This window comes from Halorubrum vacuolatum, assembly GCF_900188065.1.
In the GTDB taxonomy this organism is placed as follows: Archaea; Halobacteriota; Halobacteria; order Halobacteriales; family Haloferacaceae; genus Halorubrum; species Halorubrum vacuolatum.
The window spans coordinates 196,671-214,813 of the sequence record NZ_FZNQ01000004.1; the positions used below are offsets into that span (position 1 = coordinate 196,671).

The window sequence follows — 18,143 nt, forward strand, 5'->3', positions numbered from 1 at the left end:
GGGGACGGGCGTTGGAGTCTATCGAAAGAGGGGTGAGAGACGCACGAAAAGCTTTCTACCTCGCTGGAGCTCGGGACCGATGGCCTCGACGATCACTGAGATATTTCAGCAACCGCCGACGGCAACGAGGCGAGCGAGTCGATCCACGCCGCCGGCGTCGCGTCCACGTCGGCCGGATCGAGCGTCGTGTACGGTCGTTCGATCAGGATCGGTTCGAGCCCCGCACGGCGGGCCGCGACCACGTCGCTCCCGCGGTCGCCGACGTAGATACCGGCAGCGTCCCCGGCGGATCCATCCCCGTCACCCGGGTCGCCATCGCGGGTGCAACCAAGCTGATCCAGCGCGCGGTTTATAAACGTCGGATCGGGTTTCCGACGCTCGTAGTCGTCGATCGTCGGATGACGGCCGACGACGACGTCGAAGGTGTCGGGGAAACAGTAGTCGGCGACGAATCGAACCGTCGCTTCGCGATTGTTGCTCACGAGCCCGAGACGATGCTCCGAGCGTAGCCCCGCAAGGACGGCCCCCGCATCCGAAAACACGGCACGGTCCCCGGAGCGGACCCGGGCGTTCGCCCGCCGCGAGGCGTGTCGCTCGCGGGCCGCCCACCACGCGTCGATGTCGATCCCGAGGGAGTCACACGCGTCCGCCATCGCGGGGTCGTACCGGAGCGCTTCGAGAACGTCGGCGGTAGACGGCGATGGGTCGTCGATTCCGACATCCGAGAGCGCGTCGTGTGTGGCGGCTCGATACACCCCGGGATGGGTCGTCGGCCCGACCAACAACACCCCGTCCATGTCGAACAGTACGGGCGGGATCATGGCTCCAGCACCCCTCCGATGTCGCCGAGCGAATCGAGGATGTGGTCCGGTTCGACGTCGGCGTCGGCAAGGTCGTCCCGATCGGTCACGCCGGTGAGCACGAGCGCGGTGTGCATCCCCGCCCGTTCGCCCATCAGGATGTCGGTGTCGAGCCGGTCGCCGATCATGACGCACTCGTCGGCTTGGAAACCGAGTCGTCCGAGCGCGACGTCGATCGTCACCCGGGAGGGCTTGCCGAGCACGCGGTCGATCGTCCGCCCGAGCAGTCCCTCGATCGCGCCGATCACGGGCCCGCAGTCGGGCACCTCGCCGTTCTCGACGGGGCAGGTCCGGTCCGGGTTGGTCGCGTAGATCGGCGGCTCCCGGAGCCGATCGGCGTTCAGGACGTCCTGGAAGACGGCATAGTCGAACCCGAGGTGCATCGACGCGAGGACGACGTCGGTTGCCGCCGGATCGGTCGCGACATCGAGGTCGGCGTCGCGCAGTTCGGCTTTCAGTGCCGGCTCGCCGATCACGTACACGCCGGCGTCGGGATGCTGCTCGGCGAGGAAGTCGGCGGCGATGGCCGCGGAGTTGCAGATCGACGACAGCGGGACGTCGATGCCCATCCCCGCAAGGACCCGCCGATAGTCGGTCGGTCGCTTCGTCGCGTTGTTCGAGAGGAAGACGACGTCGACGTCGGCCTCTTCGAGGGCCCCAAGGCCATCGAGCGAGCCCGGCAGCAGGTCCCCGCCCCGGTAGACGGTTCCGTCGAGGTCGATCAGCGCGCCACGGATCCGCGTCACGGATCCATGGCCGGGAGCCGAGGACTTAACTCCCGGCCTCTGGAGCGTTTCGCCGGCCGCGCTTAAAAATATAGTAATATAGAGTAGTATATAGATTATTGTGACAAACAGTGTCGACAGCAACCCTTATCACCGGGTCGGCACTTCCCCCGACATGAACCGATCCGACGACCGTCCGGGCGTCACGTCCCGCATTTCACGTGGCGAGCCACGGCGATGACGGGCGTCGGGTTGGAGGGGTACCTGATCGCGGAGCTGGATTCCCCGGTGGTCAAACTCGTCCTCGCAACCCTGCTCGGGATGTTCCTCGGGTTGGAGCGTGAGTGGTCACAGAAGACCGCCGGGATCCGGACGTTTGCACTGATCTGCCTGCTCGGTACCGTCTTCGTCCTCCTCGACCACGATGGATTGCTGGTGGTCGGCGGCGTGCTCGTCATCGTCCACGCCGTGTTGCTCGCGACGCGGAGTTTCATTCTGGAGGCCTACGACGGCCTCGCGCTCACGACCTCCGTCTCGATGCTCGTCGCCTACGGGATCGGCGCGCTCGTCGGTGCCGGCCTGTTCATCGAGGCGGTGACGGTCGCCGTCCTCTCCTCGCTGTTGCTCGTGTTGAAACGCGAGCTCCACGAGTTCGCGTGGGGGCTCTCACGGGAGGAGGTTCGGTCCGCGACGGAGTTCGCCATCCTCGCGTTCGTCGTCTTTCCGATCCTTCCCAACGAGACGATGGGGCCGTGGAACGCGATCCAGCCCCGCGTCATCTGGCTGCTCGTCATCGCCATCAGCGCCATCGGCTTCGTCAACTACGTCCTCGTCAAGCGGTATGAGGGCCGTGGGATCGCCTTCACCGCCTTCTTCGGCGGGCTCGTCAACTCGACGGCGGTGATCGCCGAGATGGCGAAGCGTGCGAGCACCGATCGCTCCCTGATGGGGCTTGCGGTGGGGGCGATCCTCCTCGCGAACGCCGCGATGGCCGTCCGCAACGCCGTCGTCGTCGCGGCGTTTATCCCGTCCGAGGTGCTCACGGTCGGGCTTCCGCTCGGCGCGATCGCTATTACCGGTATCCTCCTCTCGTTGTACGCGAGCGACTGGTCCGCGTCGCTCGAAGCCGAGCTCACCTCGCCGTTCAGCCTCCGGAACGCGCTCACGTTCGGGGGGCTGTTCCTCGTCGTCCTCCTGGCGTCGGCGGCCGCCCAAGCGACGCTCGGCGATGGGGGGTTCATTGCGACCACGTTCCTCGCGGGGCTCGTCTCCTCGGGGACGGCCGCGACGACCGCGGTCACGCTCGTGGCGACGGGACAGATATCGCCCGAAACCGCCGTCTGGGGCGTGATCGCCGGGACGACCGCCTCGATCCTCGTGAAGGTGTTCTTCGCGGCGACGGTCGAGCGGGAGCTGGTGAAGCCCGTGCTGATCTACAACGCCGTGCTGATCGGCGTCGGTATCGGGGTTGGAGTGCTCTACATGACGCTCGGCTGAACGGCGGCGCGACGACGCCACCGAGTTTTTATACAGACGACCTAAGGACAGAGTATGAGACGGCGTGACGCACTCTCCCGTATAGGAGCGATCGCCGCTATCGGAGCCACGGCGACGCTTTCCGGACGCCTCACGGATCGGAACGACGAAGCGAAACGCGGGGATGACGGACAACCCGAGAATGAAGAGGATGGTGGGGAAAGCGACGGCAACGTGGATGGTGGGCGCGAGGTCGGCGGCGTCAAGCACGATGGGAACGAGGTCGACAACGACGACACTGCCGAAGACGAGAGCAGTCGGACGGCCGAAGACATCCGTGCGGTCCACGCCTCGCGCTGTCGCTGTCCGCTCTGTGGTGGCGGTTCAATGCCAGGACGACCCTGAACGACCCTGTTTAAAATCCCACCGGCGACGGCGTCGCGCGCCGGGGCACCAACGGTTAAGCCATCGTCGGGAGTGTCCCCGCGTATGGATCTCGAGATCGACGGAAACGTAGCACTGACGACCGCATCGAGCGGTGGCCTCGGATTTGCCGCCGCACAGGCGCTCGTTCGCGAGGGAGTACACGTCGTTATCAACGGACGCGACGCGGATCGCCTCGCCGACGCGAAAGCCGACCTCGAAGCGGAGGCCGCGGGCGACGCCCGTGTCGTCGCCGTCCAAGGCGACCTCACCGACGAGGACGACATCGACGAACTCGTCGAGACGACGTTGGACGAGTTCGGGCGGCTCGACCATCTCGTCACCTCCGCCGGGGGACCACCCTCGGGCGCGTTCCTCGACACCGATGACGACGACTGGGAGCACGCCTACGACCTGCTCGTGATGAGCGTCGTGCGGCTCACCCGCCGCTGTGCGGAGCCGTTGGCGGCGGGCGACGGCGGCACCATCGTCAACATCACCTCGCGGTCGGTGAAGGAGGCGATCGACGGCCTCGTGCTCTCGAACGCGGTTCGGATGAGCGTCATCGGACTGGAGAAGACGCTCTCGAAGGAACTCGCCCCCGACGTCCGCGCGAACGCCGTCCTCCCCGGCCCCCACGAGACGAGCCGTATCACGGAACTCGTCGAGCAGGCGATCGATCAGGGCAAGTACGACTCCTACGAGGAGGGGATCGCCGATTGGGCGAACAACCCGCTCGACCGCGTCGGCGACCCGATCGAACTCGGAAACACCGTCGCGTTCCTCTCCTCGCCGAAATCCGGCTTCATCACCGGCCAGTCGATCGTCATCGATGGCGGCGCCGGCAACGCGAACCTGTAGCTGGGTCCGATCGATCCACCGCGGTGAACCGCCGGTATCCCAACCCCTTTTTATCGGCCCGCGGATCCGTCGCGCATGGAGCACGTTCCGTTCGACGACGCCGAGACGTACGAACCCGAGGAGGGATGGGGCCGCGCCGCCCTCGCCGGCAGCGAGAAGTTCACCTTCGAATGGTTCGAGAAGCCCGCCGGCCACTCCTCGCCGATGCACGACCACGAGAACGAGCAGGTCTGTGTCTGTCTTGAGGGCGAGTTGACCGTGCACACCGAGGAGGAGACCGTCGTGCTCGGCGAGTACGACTCGGTCCATCTGGAGAGCTGGGAGGCCCACCGCGTCGAGAACGCGACCGACGAGCGCGCCGTCGGCCTCGACGTCTTCGCGCCGGGCCGCGGGTTCGACTTCTGGACCGACCGCGAGGAGTGATGTCCGGGGAGACACACCGGCTGGCGCGGACCGTCGAGGGACGGCCGCTCGTCGGCGACGAGGGCGGATTTGCTCCGCTGTCGGCGACCGGCTACCGGGGGACGAACGACGCGCTCGGCGCGCTCGTCGAGGGCGGCCACGGACTCCCCCCGGTCGAGGAGTTGCCGGCGTCGCGGACGCCGGCCGAGCACCTCCGGTTCGAGACGCCGTTCGACCCGGGCAAGCTGTGGGGGATCGGGCTCAACTACGCCGACCACGCCGGCGACCTCGACGAGGAGCGTCCCGAGGAGCCGGCGAGCTTTATGAAGCCGCATACGACGCTGACCGCGCCGGGCGGGCCGATCCGGCTGCCCCCGGTGGAGGAGTCCGCCCGGGTGACCGCGGAGGCCGAGTTGGGCGTCGTGATCGGCCGGACCTGCAAGGACGTCACGGAGGCGGACTTCGCCGACGTCGTCGCTGGCTTCGTCCCGATAATCGATATGACCGCCGAGGACGTCCTCCAGCGTAATCCCCGATTTCTCACCCGCGCGAAGAGCTACGACAGCTTCCTCGTCGTCGGTCCGTGGGTCTCGTGTCCAGCGGATCCCGCGCGGCTCGATGACGTGACCGTCAGAACCGTGGTGAACGACGAGGTCATCGCCGAGAACACGCTGGAGCACATGCTGTTTTCGCCGCCCGAACTCGTCGCGTTCCACTCGTCCGTGATGACGCTCGAACCCGGTGACGTGATCTCGACGGGGACCCCAGGTGCCGGCGTCATCGAGGACGGCGACAGGGTCCGAGCCGAGGTCGACGGCATCGGGACGCTGACAGCGGACGTCGTCAGGACCGACTGAGCGCCGCCACCGTTATCGATGCGGGAGGGACACCAACACGACCGGTAACACCCATGTCCCATCCGTATATATACGGCTTGCGAGCGAACGGATGAACGATGACCGAAACCGATACCGACGTGATCGTCGTTGGGGGCGGACCGGCCGGATTGAGCGCGGCGCTTTTCGCACGGAAGAACGGCCTCGACACCGTCGTCTTCGATGCGGACGGGACGTGGATGCACAAAGCCCATATTAGCAGTAGTTAACGTTGCATAAGTAGACCACAATTCAGCATATGGATTGTTATCCGGGGTTGTAGGACTATACCCTAAAATCGCTAGAAGGCATAGGGATTTAGCTTAATTTACTGCTTAAATTCTCTAAAAATAGCCTGCAATAGCATACAGAACCATACTCAATATGATACAAAGACAAATTACAGGCTTTGTGTTGTTTGTGAAAAGTCTATTTGGGTGATAGTCCCCCACAATCCTGAGTCAAAATCAGAAAGGGGGTTGCACCCGAAGCAAAGGGGTTCAATCAATCAATTCGATTTGAGAGTAGATTATCTGCATATTATGAAGCTCTCTGCTTTTTCTATCTCACAAGGGGTATGAGTCATATATCGGATCCTATCCTCAATACTGCTACTTTATTAGAGTATAGAAGATACAGGGTGACTGTATGAGTAATTGAGCGTATAGAGAGACAAAGACAGAGAGACAGAGCTACAGGCTGTTTAGAATTGATTGTGAGACAGAGTGAAAAGAGAATCAGAGACAGGATCAGCAAAGAAGTGAGATCGGAGAAGGAAAACTAAGAATCGGGAGAGACAGAGATGGCCCTGTTGAAATCCTATTCTTCAGTCACTATGTAGAATGAGACAGACGGTAGGTAGAAAAGTGAATGGAGTATTAGAATCGATTACTCTGTTGTTCCGTAGTTGGTGTACTGTAAGAGTAAGTGAGGGACAATAACTCCGAGTATGAAGACGATACCAAAGACAATCTCTGATGAGAGAGTAGTAAACTCGTAGAGAGCAAATAGCAATCCCATCGCTAACAGAACGAACACACTAATAACCTTGTTCTCGGCAGTTACCAGCCCTTCGCGCCCGATAATAATAACCAGCGAGACGATAATCAAACCAAGAATCCCAACAGCAACTGCGGTGAACAACTGTATTGAATCCGTTGCAAGACTGACAAAGAAGCCAACACCCACCAACAGGTACGCAAGCCCAAGAGCTGTGATTTTCATTTTGTCAGTAACGCTCCTGTCCTGCTTAATTTCTCCTTGAGATGAACTCATGCTCTGAAAGTAATTTCATATTGGTAAGTATTTGTTCCTCGGAGTGTTACCGCTAGATCTGCTCCCTGTGTTGACCGCTCAGAGTGATCGGTCGAGATTGTGAATGACGCAGGCGATGGTAAGCTCACGGAACTGTTTCCACCAGCGACGTGAGCGAACGAACGCACCGTACTTCCGCTTGAGCGTTGAGTTGACGGTCTCTGATTGACTCCGTTGGCCGTAGAGATCAGTATCTAAGCGTGCATTCCATGCCTTGTGAAGCGGTGTGAACTCACGATGTTTGATCAGTGGACGAACTTCGTGTTGCCGGGCAAGTCGCCTGATTTTCTGGTCGTCGTACCCTTTGTCACCGAGCAGGATGTTAATGGTCTCGGGGTTGCGCTTGATCAACGACGGAGCAATCTGGCTATCGTGTTTTCGTGTCGTCGTCACGTGTAGATCGAGGATTGCGTTCATCTTTGTATCGACCAGTAGTGTCACTTTGAGCTGCTGAATCGTGAGTTCGGCTCGTTTCGTGTAGTGTTTTGAGGCGTGACTGCGGTCGAAGCCCGAGGCGTCGATTCCGATAACACCGTTGGTCGGGAGCAGTGAAGCAGAGAGATTGAGAAGCACTCGCCAGACGGCCATATCGAGTCTATCAAACGCTTTACACAGCGTTGATGGGGCGGGAAGTTCGGTGAGGTTGATCGCGTTCCGAATACGGGGCATTTCAATGAGTTCGTCGAGGAGTGTACGATAGGTCGTATTCTTCCGAACTTTGAGACAGAGGAGAACGATGTGTTGATGAAGTGTATAGCGTTGCTTCGAGAACTTCGAGGAGTATCGAGCTACGGCACGTTGCGCTAACTGAAATGCTTCCTCGACAAATCGGAGCAACCGAGACTTTGGGAGGGTCTGCATCTACTCAAACCACCGACTGAAACTGTAACTCACTAAGGATTTCAACACCTATGAAAGCCTGCTAGCGCAACAAACCACGCCTGCGATACTATATTTTTCGCCGGGATCGATGCCGAGCTTGGTCACGAGAGAGAAACCACAAGCAGGCAAGGTGATAGCTCAGGAACCAGCCGGCAGGCGGTCAGAACGTGAACGCGTAAGCTGTGGCTCACACCCGCTGCGACCGGCCGATGAGGGCCGCCGAGCCGGCGGCCCTCAGGCACTCACCTCCGGTGGATCGTACACCTCCTTTCGGTCGAGCATGTGGAAGATCGACACCAGCAGTTTTCGCGCTGTTGCGACGATCGCTATCTGATGGTTCTTCCGCCGTTTCAACCGTGCGTAGAACCGTCCAAGATACGGATCGTTACACCGGTGAACCGCCGTTTGAACACACTGAACGAGGATCCAGCGTAAGTCTCCACTTCCGCGCTTCGAGATAGAGCCTTCTGTCCGCGAGTCACCTGACTCGCGGACGACCGGATCCAAACCTGCGTAACTCACCACCTGCTTTGCCTCGTCAAATCGGTCGATCTCACCGATCTCCGAGGTAATCAGCAACGACGAGTAGAAACTCACGCCGGGAATCGTCATCAACAGCTGCGTCTCCTCAAGAGACGCAGCGGTTTCTTCGATCAGCGTTTCGAGTTCCTCGATCTGAGCGGTTAACTCGTCGATGATCGAGAGGAACGACTCCATCAACTGATCGCCGACGATACCGAGCGAGAAATCCTCGCTGGCGAGGATTTCGCGCCCGTTCACGCTGAACGGATCCCAGTCGTAGGTGATCCCGTGTTTGTCGAGTAAGGCATGGACTTCGTTTTTGAAGTCGGTGCGCTTTTCGACCAATCGCTTCCGGCCGCGCACAAGTGCGCGGCGCTCCCGGAGCTCTTCGGACGGAACGTAACTCTCAGCGATCATGCCAGCTCGGCGAAGTTGCGCGAGCAACTTCGCGTCGAGCCGGTCGTTTTTCACCTCAGCATAACCGATTGCCTTGGTTTGAGTGGGATCTGCGACAACCACGTCGAGGTGTTCGTCGAGGGTGTCGTAGATCGTGTAGTAGTTGCTGGTTGCTTCGAGCGCCGCTTTGGCTCCAGCGTATTCTTCGGCGACTTCGTCGAGATTCGCGTTTGCGACGCGAATCTCTTCGACAACCTCGGCATCGTCGTCCAAAACAGCGACGTGCGACTCATCTTTATGAAGGTCGATTCCGAGGTAGTACATGGTTCCTGTGGAGCGGTTTGTGCGTGAAGGGAGCCACACCTATTCGGGCTCGCCGCCCGGATGCTGGCGGCATCCGGGCGGCCTCCCATGATAGTGCGTCCTTGGCAGGTAGGCCAATCAGAGCCACGCGTTCGGAGACGCTGTTGAATCATCGGCCTTTGACCACCCCAGTACCTCTTCACGCACGCTGGGGACTTAGCAGGCTTTCATTCCATCAGAGCCGATGGTATTGTAATCGTTGAGTAGGAATCAGAGTGTAATGACTTTAACAGAAGATGAATTGAACGAGCTTGATGAAAAAATCCTTAACGTGCTAACAGATGGGAGAGCAACTCCTACCCTGATAAAGAAGATCCTGGAGGATAGAGGTACTGAGGTTTCTCGACAGTATATTAATCAACGAATGAAACGCCTATCCGAACACGATCATATCGAGAATGTGTTTGATACCGGAGTATATGAATTGGTAACTGATCCACGGTTTAGTTGATGAAATATCCCAGCGGACTCTGTTAATATCCTTCAGAGCTGATACGAACTGCGTGCTAAAAACAACGCGCGAATGTGCCACGATCATGGAACTCCATACAGTACCAAACTGACGCTTGAACATCCATGCTCTCAAATCCGCTCACGTGAACCGAGGACATAGCCGAGGAAAATGATGGCTGCTGTCCCGGCGAACGTTTCAATTCCCGCCACGATGCTCGTTATATAATTAGGAGGAGTCTCTGGGGGAGCCGTCGTGAATGTCACAATACTATAGTACAGGCTCCGATCCCACGCCATTTCGCCCGCATACCAATAGACACCAGCAGACAAGAAGTACAGTGCCAGCATCCAGCCGATGACTGGTCTGAGGTTAATTCCATATCCGGTGAATATACTTGATAATCGCGATAGTAGCCAACTCCGACTCCGCCATCCTTCATCAGCATAGATTTCTTTCCGTCGAGCCCGCCGTAATCGGGCTCGGGCCTTTCGTCCTCTGGAAAGCAGGCCATTTGTACTGTACGCCGCTTGAAGTTCACTATTCGCTCGGGCAATCAGGTCTTCTATTCTCTGCTCCGAGATGTCGTTATCTTGAGACTCCTCAATTGTATCACGCGGAGGATCGATCTCAGTTTGGCGAGAAAGTGCCACACCGGTGAGCGTGACTTCGGTGAGGACTGCTGCTGAGAGGTCGGCATGTTTGAGATTCGCCCCCGACAGGTCGGCATGTTTGAGGTTCGCCCCCGATAGGTCGGCACTGGAGAGGTTTGATCTTAAAAGGTCGGCATAAGAAAGATTTGCGTCAGATAGGTCGGCTTTGCAGAGATTCGTCTCCGATAGATCGGCCCCAACAGGTTCCGCGCCCGACAGGTCAGCATCAAATAGGTCTGCACTCGACAGGTCCCCCTTGTGTAGATTCGCTTCCGATAAGTTGGCACCAACTGGGTCCGCGTCCGAGAGATTGGCATGAAAGAGATCCGCGCCCGACAGATTGGCATGAAAGAGGTCCGCGCCCGACAGGTCGGCACTGCGTAGATCCGCACCTGACAGGTTGACATTCCGTAGATCCGCACCTGACAGGTTGACATTCCGTAGATCCGCACCTGACAGGTCGGCACTCCGGAGGTTTGCTCCTGGCAGGTCCGCACTCCGGAGGTTTGCTCCCGGCAGGTCGGCATGTAGTAGCTCCGCACCCGACAAGTTGACATCACTGAGGTATGCCCCCGATAGGTCGCCCTGGTTAAGATTTGCCTCCGACAGGTCGGCATTATAGAGGTACGCCTCCGACAGGTTAGCCTTTGTCAGATCTGCTCCTGGATGAATGTCAGTAGGCGACACGATATCATCGTTCGGGATTTTGTACTCAGGATCACTCATGCTATATGCAGTGGCGGGAACAGATTAAATAATAACACTTACTGAAAGAAGACAATCGGATATGATGACCGGCATATCCTCTGTATCTTGCACGACGCCCGAAACTTATCACCGATTGGGGATTTCACCTATGGAAACGCTGCTGGCCGAACAAACCACGGCTGACGATAAAATGATTACGCCGTCTGAGGATCTGCGCTGACACAGCCGGCAGGCGGTCGGAACGTGTCCTGCGGTGCGGTCGCTGTCTCGCGATAGCTGTGGCTCACGCTGGCCTCGGCCGGCCACTGAGGGCCGCCAAGCCGGCGGCCCTCAGCTCCCTCCTCTACGCACTCACCCCCGGTGGATCGTAGACCTCTCCCCGATCAAGCATGTGGTAAATCGATACCAGCATCTTCCGAGCGGTTGCCACGATTGCTTTCTGTGAGTTTTTCCGACTTGCGAGCCGATCATAAAATCGGCTCAGATACTCGTCATTACAGGTGTGAACGGCTGTATTCGCAGCTTGGACGAGCAGCCATCTAACACGGCCTGATCCACGTTTCGATATGCTTCCCTCGATCCGCGAGTCGCCAGACTCGCGGATCACCGGGTTCAAACCGACGTAACTGACGACTTCCTTATCCCGATTAAACCGACTGATGTCGCCAACCTCCGCGTAGATCGTTAGCGCCGTAAAGTAACTCACGCCGGGAATGCTCATCAGCAGCTGGGTCTCCTTCAGAGACCCAGCGCGCTCTTCAATCGTCTCCTCCAGCTTCTGGATCTCCTCGGTGAGCGACTCGATCAACTCGAGGTACGAATCAAGCAACGCATCCCACGGCATCGGGATCGAGAGTTCCCGCAGGAACTCTCGTCCCTCCACGCTCAGCGGTTTCACGTCCTCGGTAATTCCGTGATCGGAGAGTAATCCGTGGACTTTGTTGGCGTATTTGGTGCGGTTTTCGACCAATGTCTGTCGCCCGCGCACGAGTGCGCGGGCTTCCCTGACCTCCTCGGAGGGAACGTAGCTTTCAGGCACCGAATTTAACCGGAGCATCCGCGCGAGTTCTTTGGCGTCAACGCGGTCGGTTTTCTTGTCGGTATCTGCGATTTGATTGATCTTCTTCGGATGGGCGACGGTCACATCCAAGTATTCGGACAGCGTATCGTGGATGTGGTAGTAGTTGGAGGTCGCCTCAAGCACGGCTTGTGCGCCGGCGTACCGCTGGGCGAGCTCGTCGAGGTTCGCGTTTTCGACGCGAACCTCTTCGACGATCTTCCCAGCTTCGTCCATTACTGCCACCTGTGCGTACCGTTTGTGGACATCAATTCCGAGGTACATGGTTTGTTCACCCGGGACGCCAGTGCGTGAAGCAGAGATTCACCTATTCGGGCTTTCCCGGATGCCGCGCCGCGCGGCATCCGGGCTGTGACGCCCATGACTCGACTTCTTTCGCACACGGACCAGTCAACAGAACGTGCTCTGTGGCACGTGAAATCCGTCGGTCTCTTGCGCCCCATATCTTGTTTCACGCTCGCATGGAGTAGCAGCGTTTCCATCGAGTCAACAGAGCCACAGAGATATAAATTAGAGAGACAGATTAGAATATTCCTACTTGATTTACAGTTTAATTACGAGCAAAAAGGTGCGAATATTTCTTAGAGAGTAACAGGGTGAATTTATGAGAACAATATTTCTAAACAGCATTTGCAAAATCGGATTGAAAATCACAAAATTATTTTTCTAAAGGTATATACCCGACATTCGTTCAGTTTTCTCATTAAAAATGAAAAGGTTTAAATAGTTAGGGATATAATTCTTAATCGAAGATGAGTGAAAATAAGTTTACTGCGGTTTCGGTCAAGCCGGAGACTAGGCGGGGATTAAGAATCCTCAAAGCAGAGAAAGGATTTAGATCCTATAATGAGCTAATTGAATCAGAGATTTTTGAAAAGCAGGACGTTTCTAGAAAATACATCGGAGAGTGATTTATTATGTCTAAGAAAGTACAAATATATTGGGATTCGTTCGGCCCAGCCATTAATAAGAGCGTATCCGTAGCAGAGCTAGAAGAATACAAAGAAAAGGGTTGGAAAGTCGCCGGGGGACAAACCCACGGGGGGAGAGAAGTAGCAGAGCTATCTAAACAAGAAGCCTTTGAGATTGTGGGTACTAAGCCGGATCCTAATTCCGAAACTGTAGCAGAGCTACAAGAGGCTCAAGAAGTATTCTCTCGGCGTGGGGGGGTATGGGAAGAATTTGCTCAAGAAGAACTTGGAGCTACCCCCGAAAAAGAGGAAAAATCTCTCGATTCAATGTGGCAAGAAGCAAGATCCGATTTTGAGGATATGGTCGATGAGGCCCGTGAAAAAGAGAAGGAGGAAAGAATTGAAAAGCTGAAAGAGGAATACGGGGATGTCCTTCTTCCCGATCATTTATCGAAGCCAATTGGAGAAATGACCGGAGAAGAATACCTGAAGCTTCAAAATGAGATTGAGGATACTTCTTACGCAGAACTAGAAGAAGAACTAGAAGCAGAAATTAGAGAAATTGAAGGCCTTGAAACCGAAGAAGCAGAGGCTAATGAAGAAGAATCAACCCCCGATCTCGATGAAGAAGTTATTGAAGAAATGGAAGCGGCTTGGACCCATAGATCGAATTCTGCATGGGCTACTTCTCTGGCGGAATTGAAGCCAAATGGAGAAGCAGATAAGACCCATGTAGAAAAAGACGGTAAGAAGGCTACTGTTACAACCCGAGATAGCCAACTAAAACAAGAGCTACTTAACAAAGCAGAAGAATACCCTGATTTAGTCGATATTACCGAACTTTCTAATGGTGATTTTATTTCAGCAGATATTGAAGATAGATTAGAAATCCTATAATGATAGAATCTAACTCTCTTAATTGTCCCAAATGCGGGGAAGAGGCTTCTACTAAGCCGATCTCTCGATTCAGGGGTTCTGCTAAAATTGAGTATGGGATACTTCTAGATTGTGATATATGTGGCTATGATCGCAAATACACCACTAGTCTAACCTAATAACTCATAGTAATAATAAGATAAACTAGAGTAATTAAAAATTGCTAGTGTATAACTATCTGTAATTATATTACTCTGACTTATGGACAAATATATAAGTGTGTAGATACTAAACTTTATCAAGCAAAAACTAAACGAATCTCAATTTGCAAGCCCCCATCCCGCGAGGGAGTTAAAGATTTATCTCTAAATCTTGAAAAATAAACCCGTGTTGGCGCACGGGGGAGATGGACTATGACTATATCCAATTTACAATTCGAGACTGAAGTTAATAAGGCTGTCGGTGTTAGTAACGAAAATAACGATGTTTTTGATCGAATAAGTAGTTATCTAGAAGATTCTAATATCTATGTTCCACTTGAAGCAGGTAAGAAATACCCTGTTAAGAAAGGTTGGAACCGAAAAAGAAACCTGATTACTCAAGAAGAAGCCAAGAGACACTTACAATCCGGCGGTAATGTCGGGTTGATTCTTGGTAAGTGGTTTAATGGTAATACGTATGTGCTATTCGACATCGAAGAAGCGGGGATCTTACCTGCTGATTTGAAATCAGTAATCGATAGCCATACTGTAATCACACATAGAAGCCCCCACGGTGGATTAAACCGGATTGTTCGGATTGAAGATAGGGAAGCGTATCAGCTGTTACATTCATATGATACGGAACACACCGACTTTAGAGAAGGCCCTGATGCAGATCTTGAATTAATCACTAGTGGAGAAACACCACTACCCCCAAGCGAGATACACCATCGAGATTGTAAGGATACAAAACCCTGTAATGGGGTTGGATCCGACCGATATATCCTAGATTCAATCAATCCCGAAGCTCCAAGTCTAGACATCGAAGCAGTAAGACTGATTGGAGATCTACTACACCAAGAAGAAAAAGAAGAAGATACTGAACCCAATTATAACGAAGAAATAAGCGGTAATGTGCCTTCTCCAAGTCCTAGATTCAATATTGAAAAAGAATTTAATGAAAATGTCCCAAGTGTTAGGCACACATTCAAAAATCGGATGGATTACATGAAAAAAGGAGATTGGGAGGGGCAAGAATTATTTGATAAGCTCTATCATGGGAATTTTGAGGATGTTTCTGGTTCAAATAAACAAGGTAGAGCCGAATGTAAATTAGCGAATTATATTGGATTCTTCTTCGGGAATAATGAAAAGTTTGTTCGATTGTTCATGGATTTGGCTCCATTTGAATCATACTATGAAAAATATGAGGATCATAGAAAATTCCTTCTTGAAAATGCTACTTCAGTAGATTGGGTGTATTGTGAGGGTGTGTCATTTTTCAAAAAATATGATGTTGCTTTCGGTATATGGATTAAAGAAGAAATGACTACTAATGAATTAATCGAGTATGCTAGTGTTGAGAAGGATTCTGTATATCGGATTCTGAAAGTTCTTGAAGCAGAGAATATGATCGAAAAGGATGGTAACAAGATTATAAATCAGAGAATAACCGAAGGCTATCTAGAACGATTATACAATGTTATTGAAAAATATGAGGGTGAAATATGATCTATAATATAATTCTTCTTCTTTCCTTTGTTAATGTGAGAAAATCGGGTGAAATCGCATGAAGGCAGGGGTTCCATTTATAAGGGGGTTTTCCCATGATTAGTATGAGAACGATTAACAGAGAATTAGCAGAGAAAGCACCTGAAGGGTTCCAACTAGGAGCGATTAAGATAGATCTATCACACCACACACCGGATATAACTGAGGATGAAAAGTGCCTTGTTGCGGGTCCGATCAGCGGGCTGTGCAGTCGGTCTGCGGGTGATTTCGTGAAATTGACGGCTGAATTGGACGCTGTCTTGCGGTATGAGGTCGAAACGACCGCTGGTGAAGAAGTGTAAGCACCTTGGCAAACAGCACGCTGACAACCCAGACGAACCCGCTGCGCCGGATGGCGACAGCGGGTTCGCCGAGTGGGTTCAGATCGCCTTGATTCTCATGCACGCTGAACTCGACAAAAGCTTCCGCGAGACCGAAGCGTGGTTTAACGACTCTCTCGCCATCCGTGAGGAACTGAATCTCAAAGCCTCGCCAGACCATACGACCCTCTGCCGGTGGGAGAAAGAGTACCAGATGCGTGAACTCCGTCGCCTGCTCCGCGCTTCGGCGGAGCAGGCGGGCTGGAGCGGTGAAGCCGCAATCGACGCCAGTGGCTTCCAACGCGATCAGACCAGCTACCACTACCGCGGCCGCGCGAACTACTCGTTCCAGTCGATGAAGACGACGATCTTGATCGACGTGAACTCACTAGCGATCAAAGACGTTCATATCACCACGCAGAAGGCGTGGGACGGCCATATCGGGATGCAGGTCTTCCGCCGGAACGCGGAAGACCTGCGGGTCCTGTCCGCTGATGCGAACTACTCGTGGGGTGAGCTCCGCGAGGAGTGTCACTCCAATTCGACACGACCGTTGATCAAACACAGAGAGCAGACACCGCTTCAGAAGGCTCACAACGCCCGGATGAACGAGGACTACAACCAGCGGTGGATGAGTGAAACGGGCTTCTCGCAGTTGAAGGAAGACGACGGCGAGAAACTACGCTCCCGGACTTGGCACGGCCAGTTCCGGGAGCTCACGCGGAAGTGCATCGTGCATAACCTCACGCAGGCGGCGAGTTAAGGGCTCGCCGCCTGCTCCCTTTCTCCGGACGTATCCGGGAGAGGCATCGCCGTCGTCAGTGACACAACGAAACAAGATACCATAGTTCTGACCCTTTGATGAACACTGCTAGCGACAGCTACTGCAACTTCTGAATCCGAGAACAGGGTTCTGACAGCGTGAAGGTGTGAATAATCTACCCCACCCCGACGCTGTCTTGCGTTCAACAAGGCAATGAAAAGCCAAAAGTTGCTAATCAATGGCAGAGAATCGCCCGTAATCAGCTACATGACTCTATCACCGTGGAAAGGGTGGAAAACTTGAGTAGCTTAACTGAACCCGTATATTCTTGTTTGAAATGCGATTCTACCCCGATGTATGATCGAGAGATTGGAGAACACTACTGTATAGTTTGTGAGACTCAAGAACCTAGCATTATGGATTACTGACTATGGCTGAAGACATATATTTACAGATTAGATTACAGCTACTTACTGAAAAGTGCAAAGAAGTTAATCAAAAGTTAGATGATATTTTAGAGGAAAATGATGAAGAATAATAAAATCGTTCGGGGTACTATCTCGGATCCGGATTTAATCGAAGCATATGAAGATTACCTCTATCACTCTCATAAGGACGAAAGACAGGTTTTGACCGAAGCTCTTAGAATGTATCTTGAAGAAGAAAACCAACTAAAACAGCACGTATACAAACAATAGTATAGCTACAAATATAGTTCCCCAAAAGGCTCCCTCTTTTCTTCTGCTCCACGTGTTTTTTCTCTCGATTTTAGCAATGAACAAATTAATGTCTTCTATGAGGTCTTCTTTGTCTTCTTGAGCCACTTCTACTCCATAGTGCCTTTCAAAGTCATTATAGGATTCTCCGCTTATGTGCCTGTATGTTTTATCAAATGACTTTAATTTACCATTTTTATCTGCTGATTGTATTATTTTCTTTTCAATTCTCCGATGCATATCTTCTAAGTCGTTCCCTAGGTATTCTTTTTTATATCCGTGCAATGTTCTGAACTCATTATCTGTTTCAATATCTCTCAGAATATTCCGATATTCACTTTTTATTTTATTCCGCTCTCTTGTAGCCTCTCGGAAATTTGGAGAGATTCTAGATAATGCGTCAATTATTAACTCAATAGCGTTCATTATACCTGCTATATGCTGAAGAATATACTTAAAAACCGGTGATATGACGTATAAAAAATTGTATATTAGATGTTAGAATAGCACGTACACAGGTCTTCTAAACCTAAAATCAGGCTAATGAATACCATCAGTTACCGGTCATAAACTTGTAATCAGGAGATCTAAATCTGCCGTATCATGGGTATGAGAGCTATGTTCTGCTTATTTAGGACTGAATTTCATGTGTTCTTCAGGTAAGCGAGATTTTCTTTAATCCCCTATCCATATCTGATTAAGCAAATCACCTAGTCATAATCCCTATTTCTTCACATCCAACCGAAAGATATTTAAACTTTGGTAACGAATGTAAACTTAGGGCGTAACTATTCGTCCTTTTGTCCGGTAATCGGGC

The 18,143-nt window shown here is 53.5% G+C and carries 18 protein-coding genes and 1 pseudogene; 11 read left to right on the forward strand and 8 right to left on the reverse strand.

The window, feature by feature from the left end; genetic code table 11:
• Positions 1 to 92 precede the first annotated feature (92 nt).
• Both CHB65_RS06520 and CHB65_RS06525 read right to left on the reverse strand, forming a co-directional pair.
• Complete coding sequence (locus tag CHB65_RS06520; protein WP_089384246.1) at positions 93 to 821, reverse strand: HAD family hydrolase; 729 nt, start codon at positions 819 to 821, stop codon at positions 93 to 95.
• The gene (locus tag CHB65_RS06525) at positions 818 to 1,606 is read right to left on the reverse strand and encodes an HAD-IIA family hydrolase (RefSeq protein ID WP_218818919.1); all 789 of its coding nucleotides are present in this window, start codon (positions 1,604 to 1,606) and stop codon (positions 818 to 820) included. Before CHB65_RS06525 ends, CHB65_RS06520 begins: the two co-directional genes overlap by 4 nt.
• A gap of 216 nt (positions 1,607 to 1,822) precedes the next feature.
• On the opposite strand from CHB65_RS06525, the gene CHB65_RS06530 reads away from it, so the two are divergent.
• The 6 genes and pseudogenes from CHB65_RS06530 to CHB65_RS06555 all read left to right on the forward strand — a co-directional run.
• Positions 1,823 to 3,082, forward strand: coding sequence for an MgtC/SapB family protein (locus tag CHB65_RS06530; RefSeq protein ID WP_089384247.1), 1,260 nt, complete (start codon positions 1,823 to 1,825; stop codon positions 3,080 to 3,082).
• 54 nt (positions 3,083 to 3,136) lie between these two features.
• Positions 3,137 to 3,466 carry a hypothetical protein gene (locus CHB65_RS06535; RefSeq protein WP_089384248.1) on the forward strand — a complete coding sequence of 110 codons (330 nt, stop codon included), beginning with the start codon at positions 3,137 to 3,139 and terminating at the stop codon, positions 3,464 to 3,466.
• 84 nt (positions 3,467 to 3,550) lie between these two features.
• Complete coding sequence (locus CHB65_RS06540; protein WP_089384249.1) at positions 3,551 to 4,345, forward strand: SDR family oxidoreductase; 795 nt, start codon at positions 3,551 to 3,553, stop codon at positions 4,343 to 4,345.
• Between the two features lie 75 nt (positions 4,346 to 4,420).
• Complete coding sequence (locus CHB65_RS06545) at positions 4,421 to 4,768, forward strand: cupin domain-containing protein (protein ID WP_089384250.1); 348 nt, start codon at positions 4,421 to 4,423, stop codon at positions 4,766 to 4,768.
• Positions 4,768 to 5,604, forward strand: coding sequence for a fumarylacetoacetate hydrolase family protein (locus CHB65_RS06550; RefSeq protein ID WP_089384251.1), 837 nt, complete (start codon positions 4,768 to 4,770; stop codon positions 5,602 to 5,604). The genes CHB65_RS06545 and CHB65_RS06550 overlap by 1 nt, the downstream gene beginning before the upstream one ends.
• Positions 5,605 to 5,702: 98 nt before the next feature.
• A pseudogene (locus tag CHB65_RS06555) lies at positions 5,703 to 5,840 on the forward strand (FAD-dependent oxidoreductase); the annotation flags it as partial.
• Between the two features lie 670 nt (positions 5,841 to 6,510).
• Here CHB65_RS06555 and CHB65_RS06560 read toward each other — a convergent pair.
• The 3 genes from CHB65_RS06560 to CHB65_RS06570 form a co-directional block, all read right to left on the reverse strand.
• On the reverse strand, positions 6,511 to 6,897 hold the full coding sequence (locus CHB65_RS06560) for a hypothetical protein (RefSeq protein WP_143420354.1): 387 nt from the start codon (positions 6,895 to 6,897) through the stop codon (positions 6,511 to 6,513).
• A gap of 78 nt (positions 6,898 to 6,975) precedes the next feature.
• Complete coding sequence (locus CHB65_RS06565) at positions 6,976 to 7,797, reverse strand: IS5 family transposase (protein WP_089384253.1); 822 nt, start codon at positions 7,795 to 7,797, stop codon at positions 6,976 to 6,978.
• Positions 7,798 to 8,052: 255 nt separating this feature from the next.
• Positions 8,053 to 9,060 (reverse strand): IS110 family RNA-guided transposase, encoded by a 1,008-nt coding sequence (locus CHB65_RS06570; RefSeq protein WP_089384254.1) that lies wholly within the window; start codon positions 9,058 to 9,060, stop codon positions 8,053 to 8,055.
• 259 nt (positions 9,061 to 9,319) lie between these two features.
• Between CHB65_RS06570 and CHB65_RS06575 the strand changes: the two genes are divergently transcribed.
• Entirely contained in the window at positions 9,320 to 9,550 is a 231-nt protein-coding gene (locus tag CHB65_RS06575) for a hypothetical protein (protein ID WP_089384255.1), read from the forward strand.
• A gap of 131 nt (positions 9,551 to 9,681) precedes the next feature.
• On the opposite strand, the gene CHB65_RS06580 is transcribed toward CHB65_RS06575, so the two are convergent.
• Entirely contained in the window at positions 9,682 to 10,929 is a 1,248-nt protein-coding gene (locus tag CHB65_RS06580; RefSeq protein WP_089384256.1) for a pentapeptide repeat-containing protein, read from the reverse strand.
• Between the two features lie 325 nt (positions 10,930 to 11,254).
• On the reverse strand, positions 11,255 to 12,253 hold the full coding sequence (locus tag CHB65_RS06585; protein WP_089384257.1) for an IS110 family RNA-guided transposase: 999 nt from the start codon (positions 12,251 to 12,253) through the stop codon (positions 11,255 to 11,257).
• A 488-nt stretch (positions 12,254 to 12,741) separates the two neighbouring features.
• On the opposite strand from CHB65_RS06585, the gene CHB65_RS17330 reads away from it, so the two are divergent.
• The 4 genes from CHB65_RS17330 (at position 12,742) to CHB65_RS06590 (ending at position 16,610) form a co-directional block, all read left to right on the forward strand.
• Positions 12,742 to 12,900, forward strand: a complete 159-nt coding sequence (locus tag CHB65_RS17330) for a hypothetical protein (RefSeq protein ID WP_179213596.1) — start codon at positions 12,742 to 12,744, stop codon at positions 12,898 to 12,900.
• Positions 12,901 to 12,906: 6 nt separating this feature from the next.
• Complete coding sequence (locus tag CHB65_RS16790) at positions 12,907 to 13,797, forward strand: hypothetical protein (RefSeq protein ID WP_143420355.1); 891 nt, start codon at positions 12,907 to 12,909, stop codon at positions 13,795 to 13,797.
• Between the two features lie 392 nt (positions 13,798 to 14,189).
• Positions 14,190 to 15,488 (forward strand): bifunctional DNA primase/polymerase, encoded by a 1,299-nt coding sequence (locus CHB65_RS16795; RefSeq protein ID WP_143420356.1) that lies wholly within the window; start codon positions 14,190 to 14,192, stop codon positions 15,486 to 15,488.
• A gap of 306 nt (positions 15,489 to 15,794) precedes the next feature.
• On the forward strand, positions 15,795 to 16,610 hold the full coding sequence (locus tag CHB65_RS06590; protein ID WP_089384258.1) for an IS5 family transposase: 816 nt from the start codon (positions 15,795 to 15,797) through the stop codon (positions 16,608 to 16,610).
• Positions 16,611 to 17,281: 671 nt separating this feature from the next.
• Here CHB65_RS06590 and CHB65_RS16800 read toward each other — a convergent pair.
• Positions 17,282 to 17,752, reverse strand: coding sequence for a hypothetical protein (locus CHB65_RS16800; protein WP_143420357.1), 471 nt, complete (start codon positions 17,750 to 17,752; stop codon positions 17,282 to 17,284).
• Positions 17,753 to 18,143: the final 391 nt, after the last annotated feature.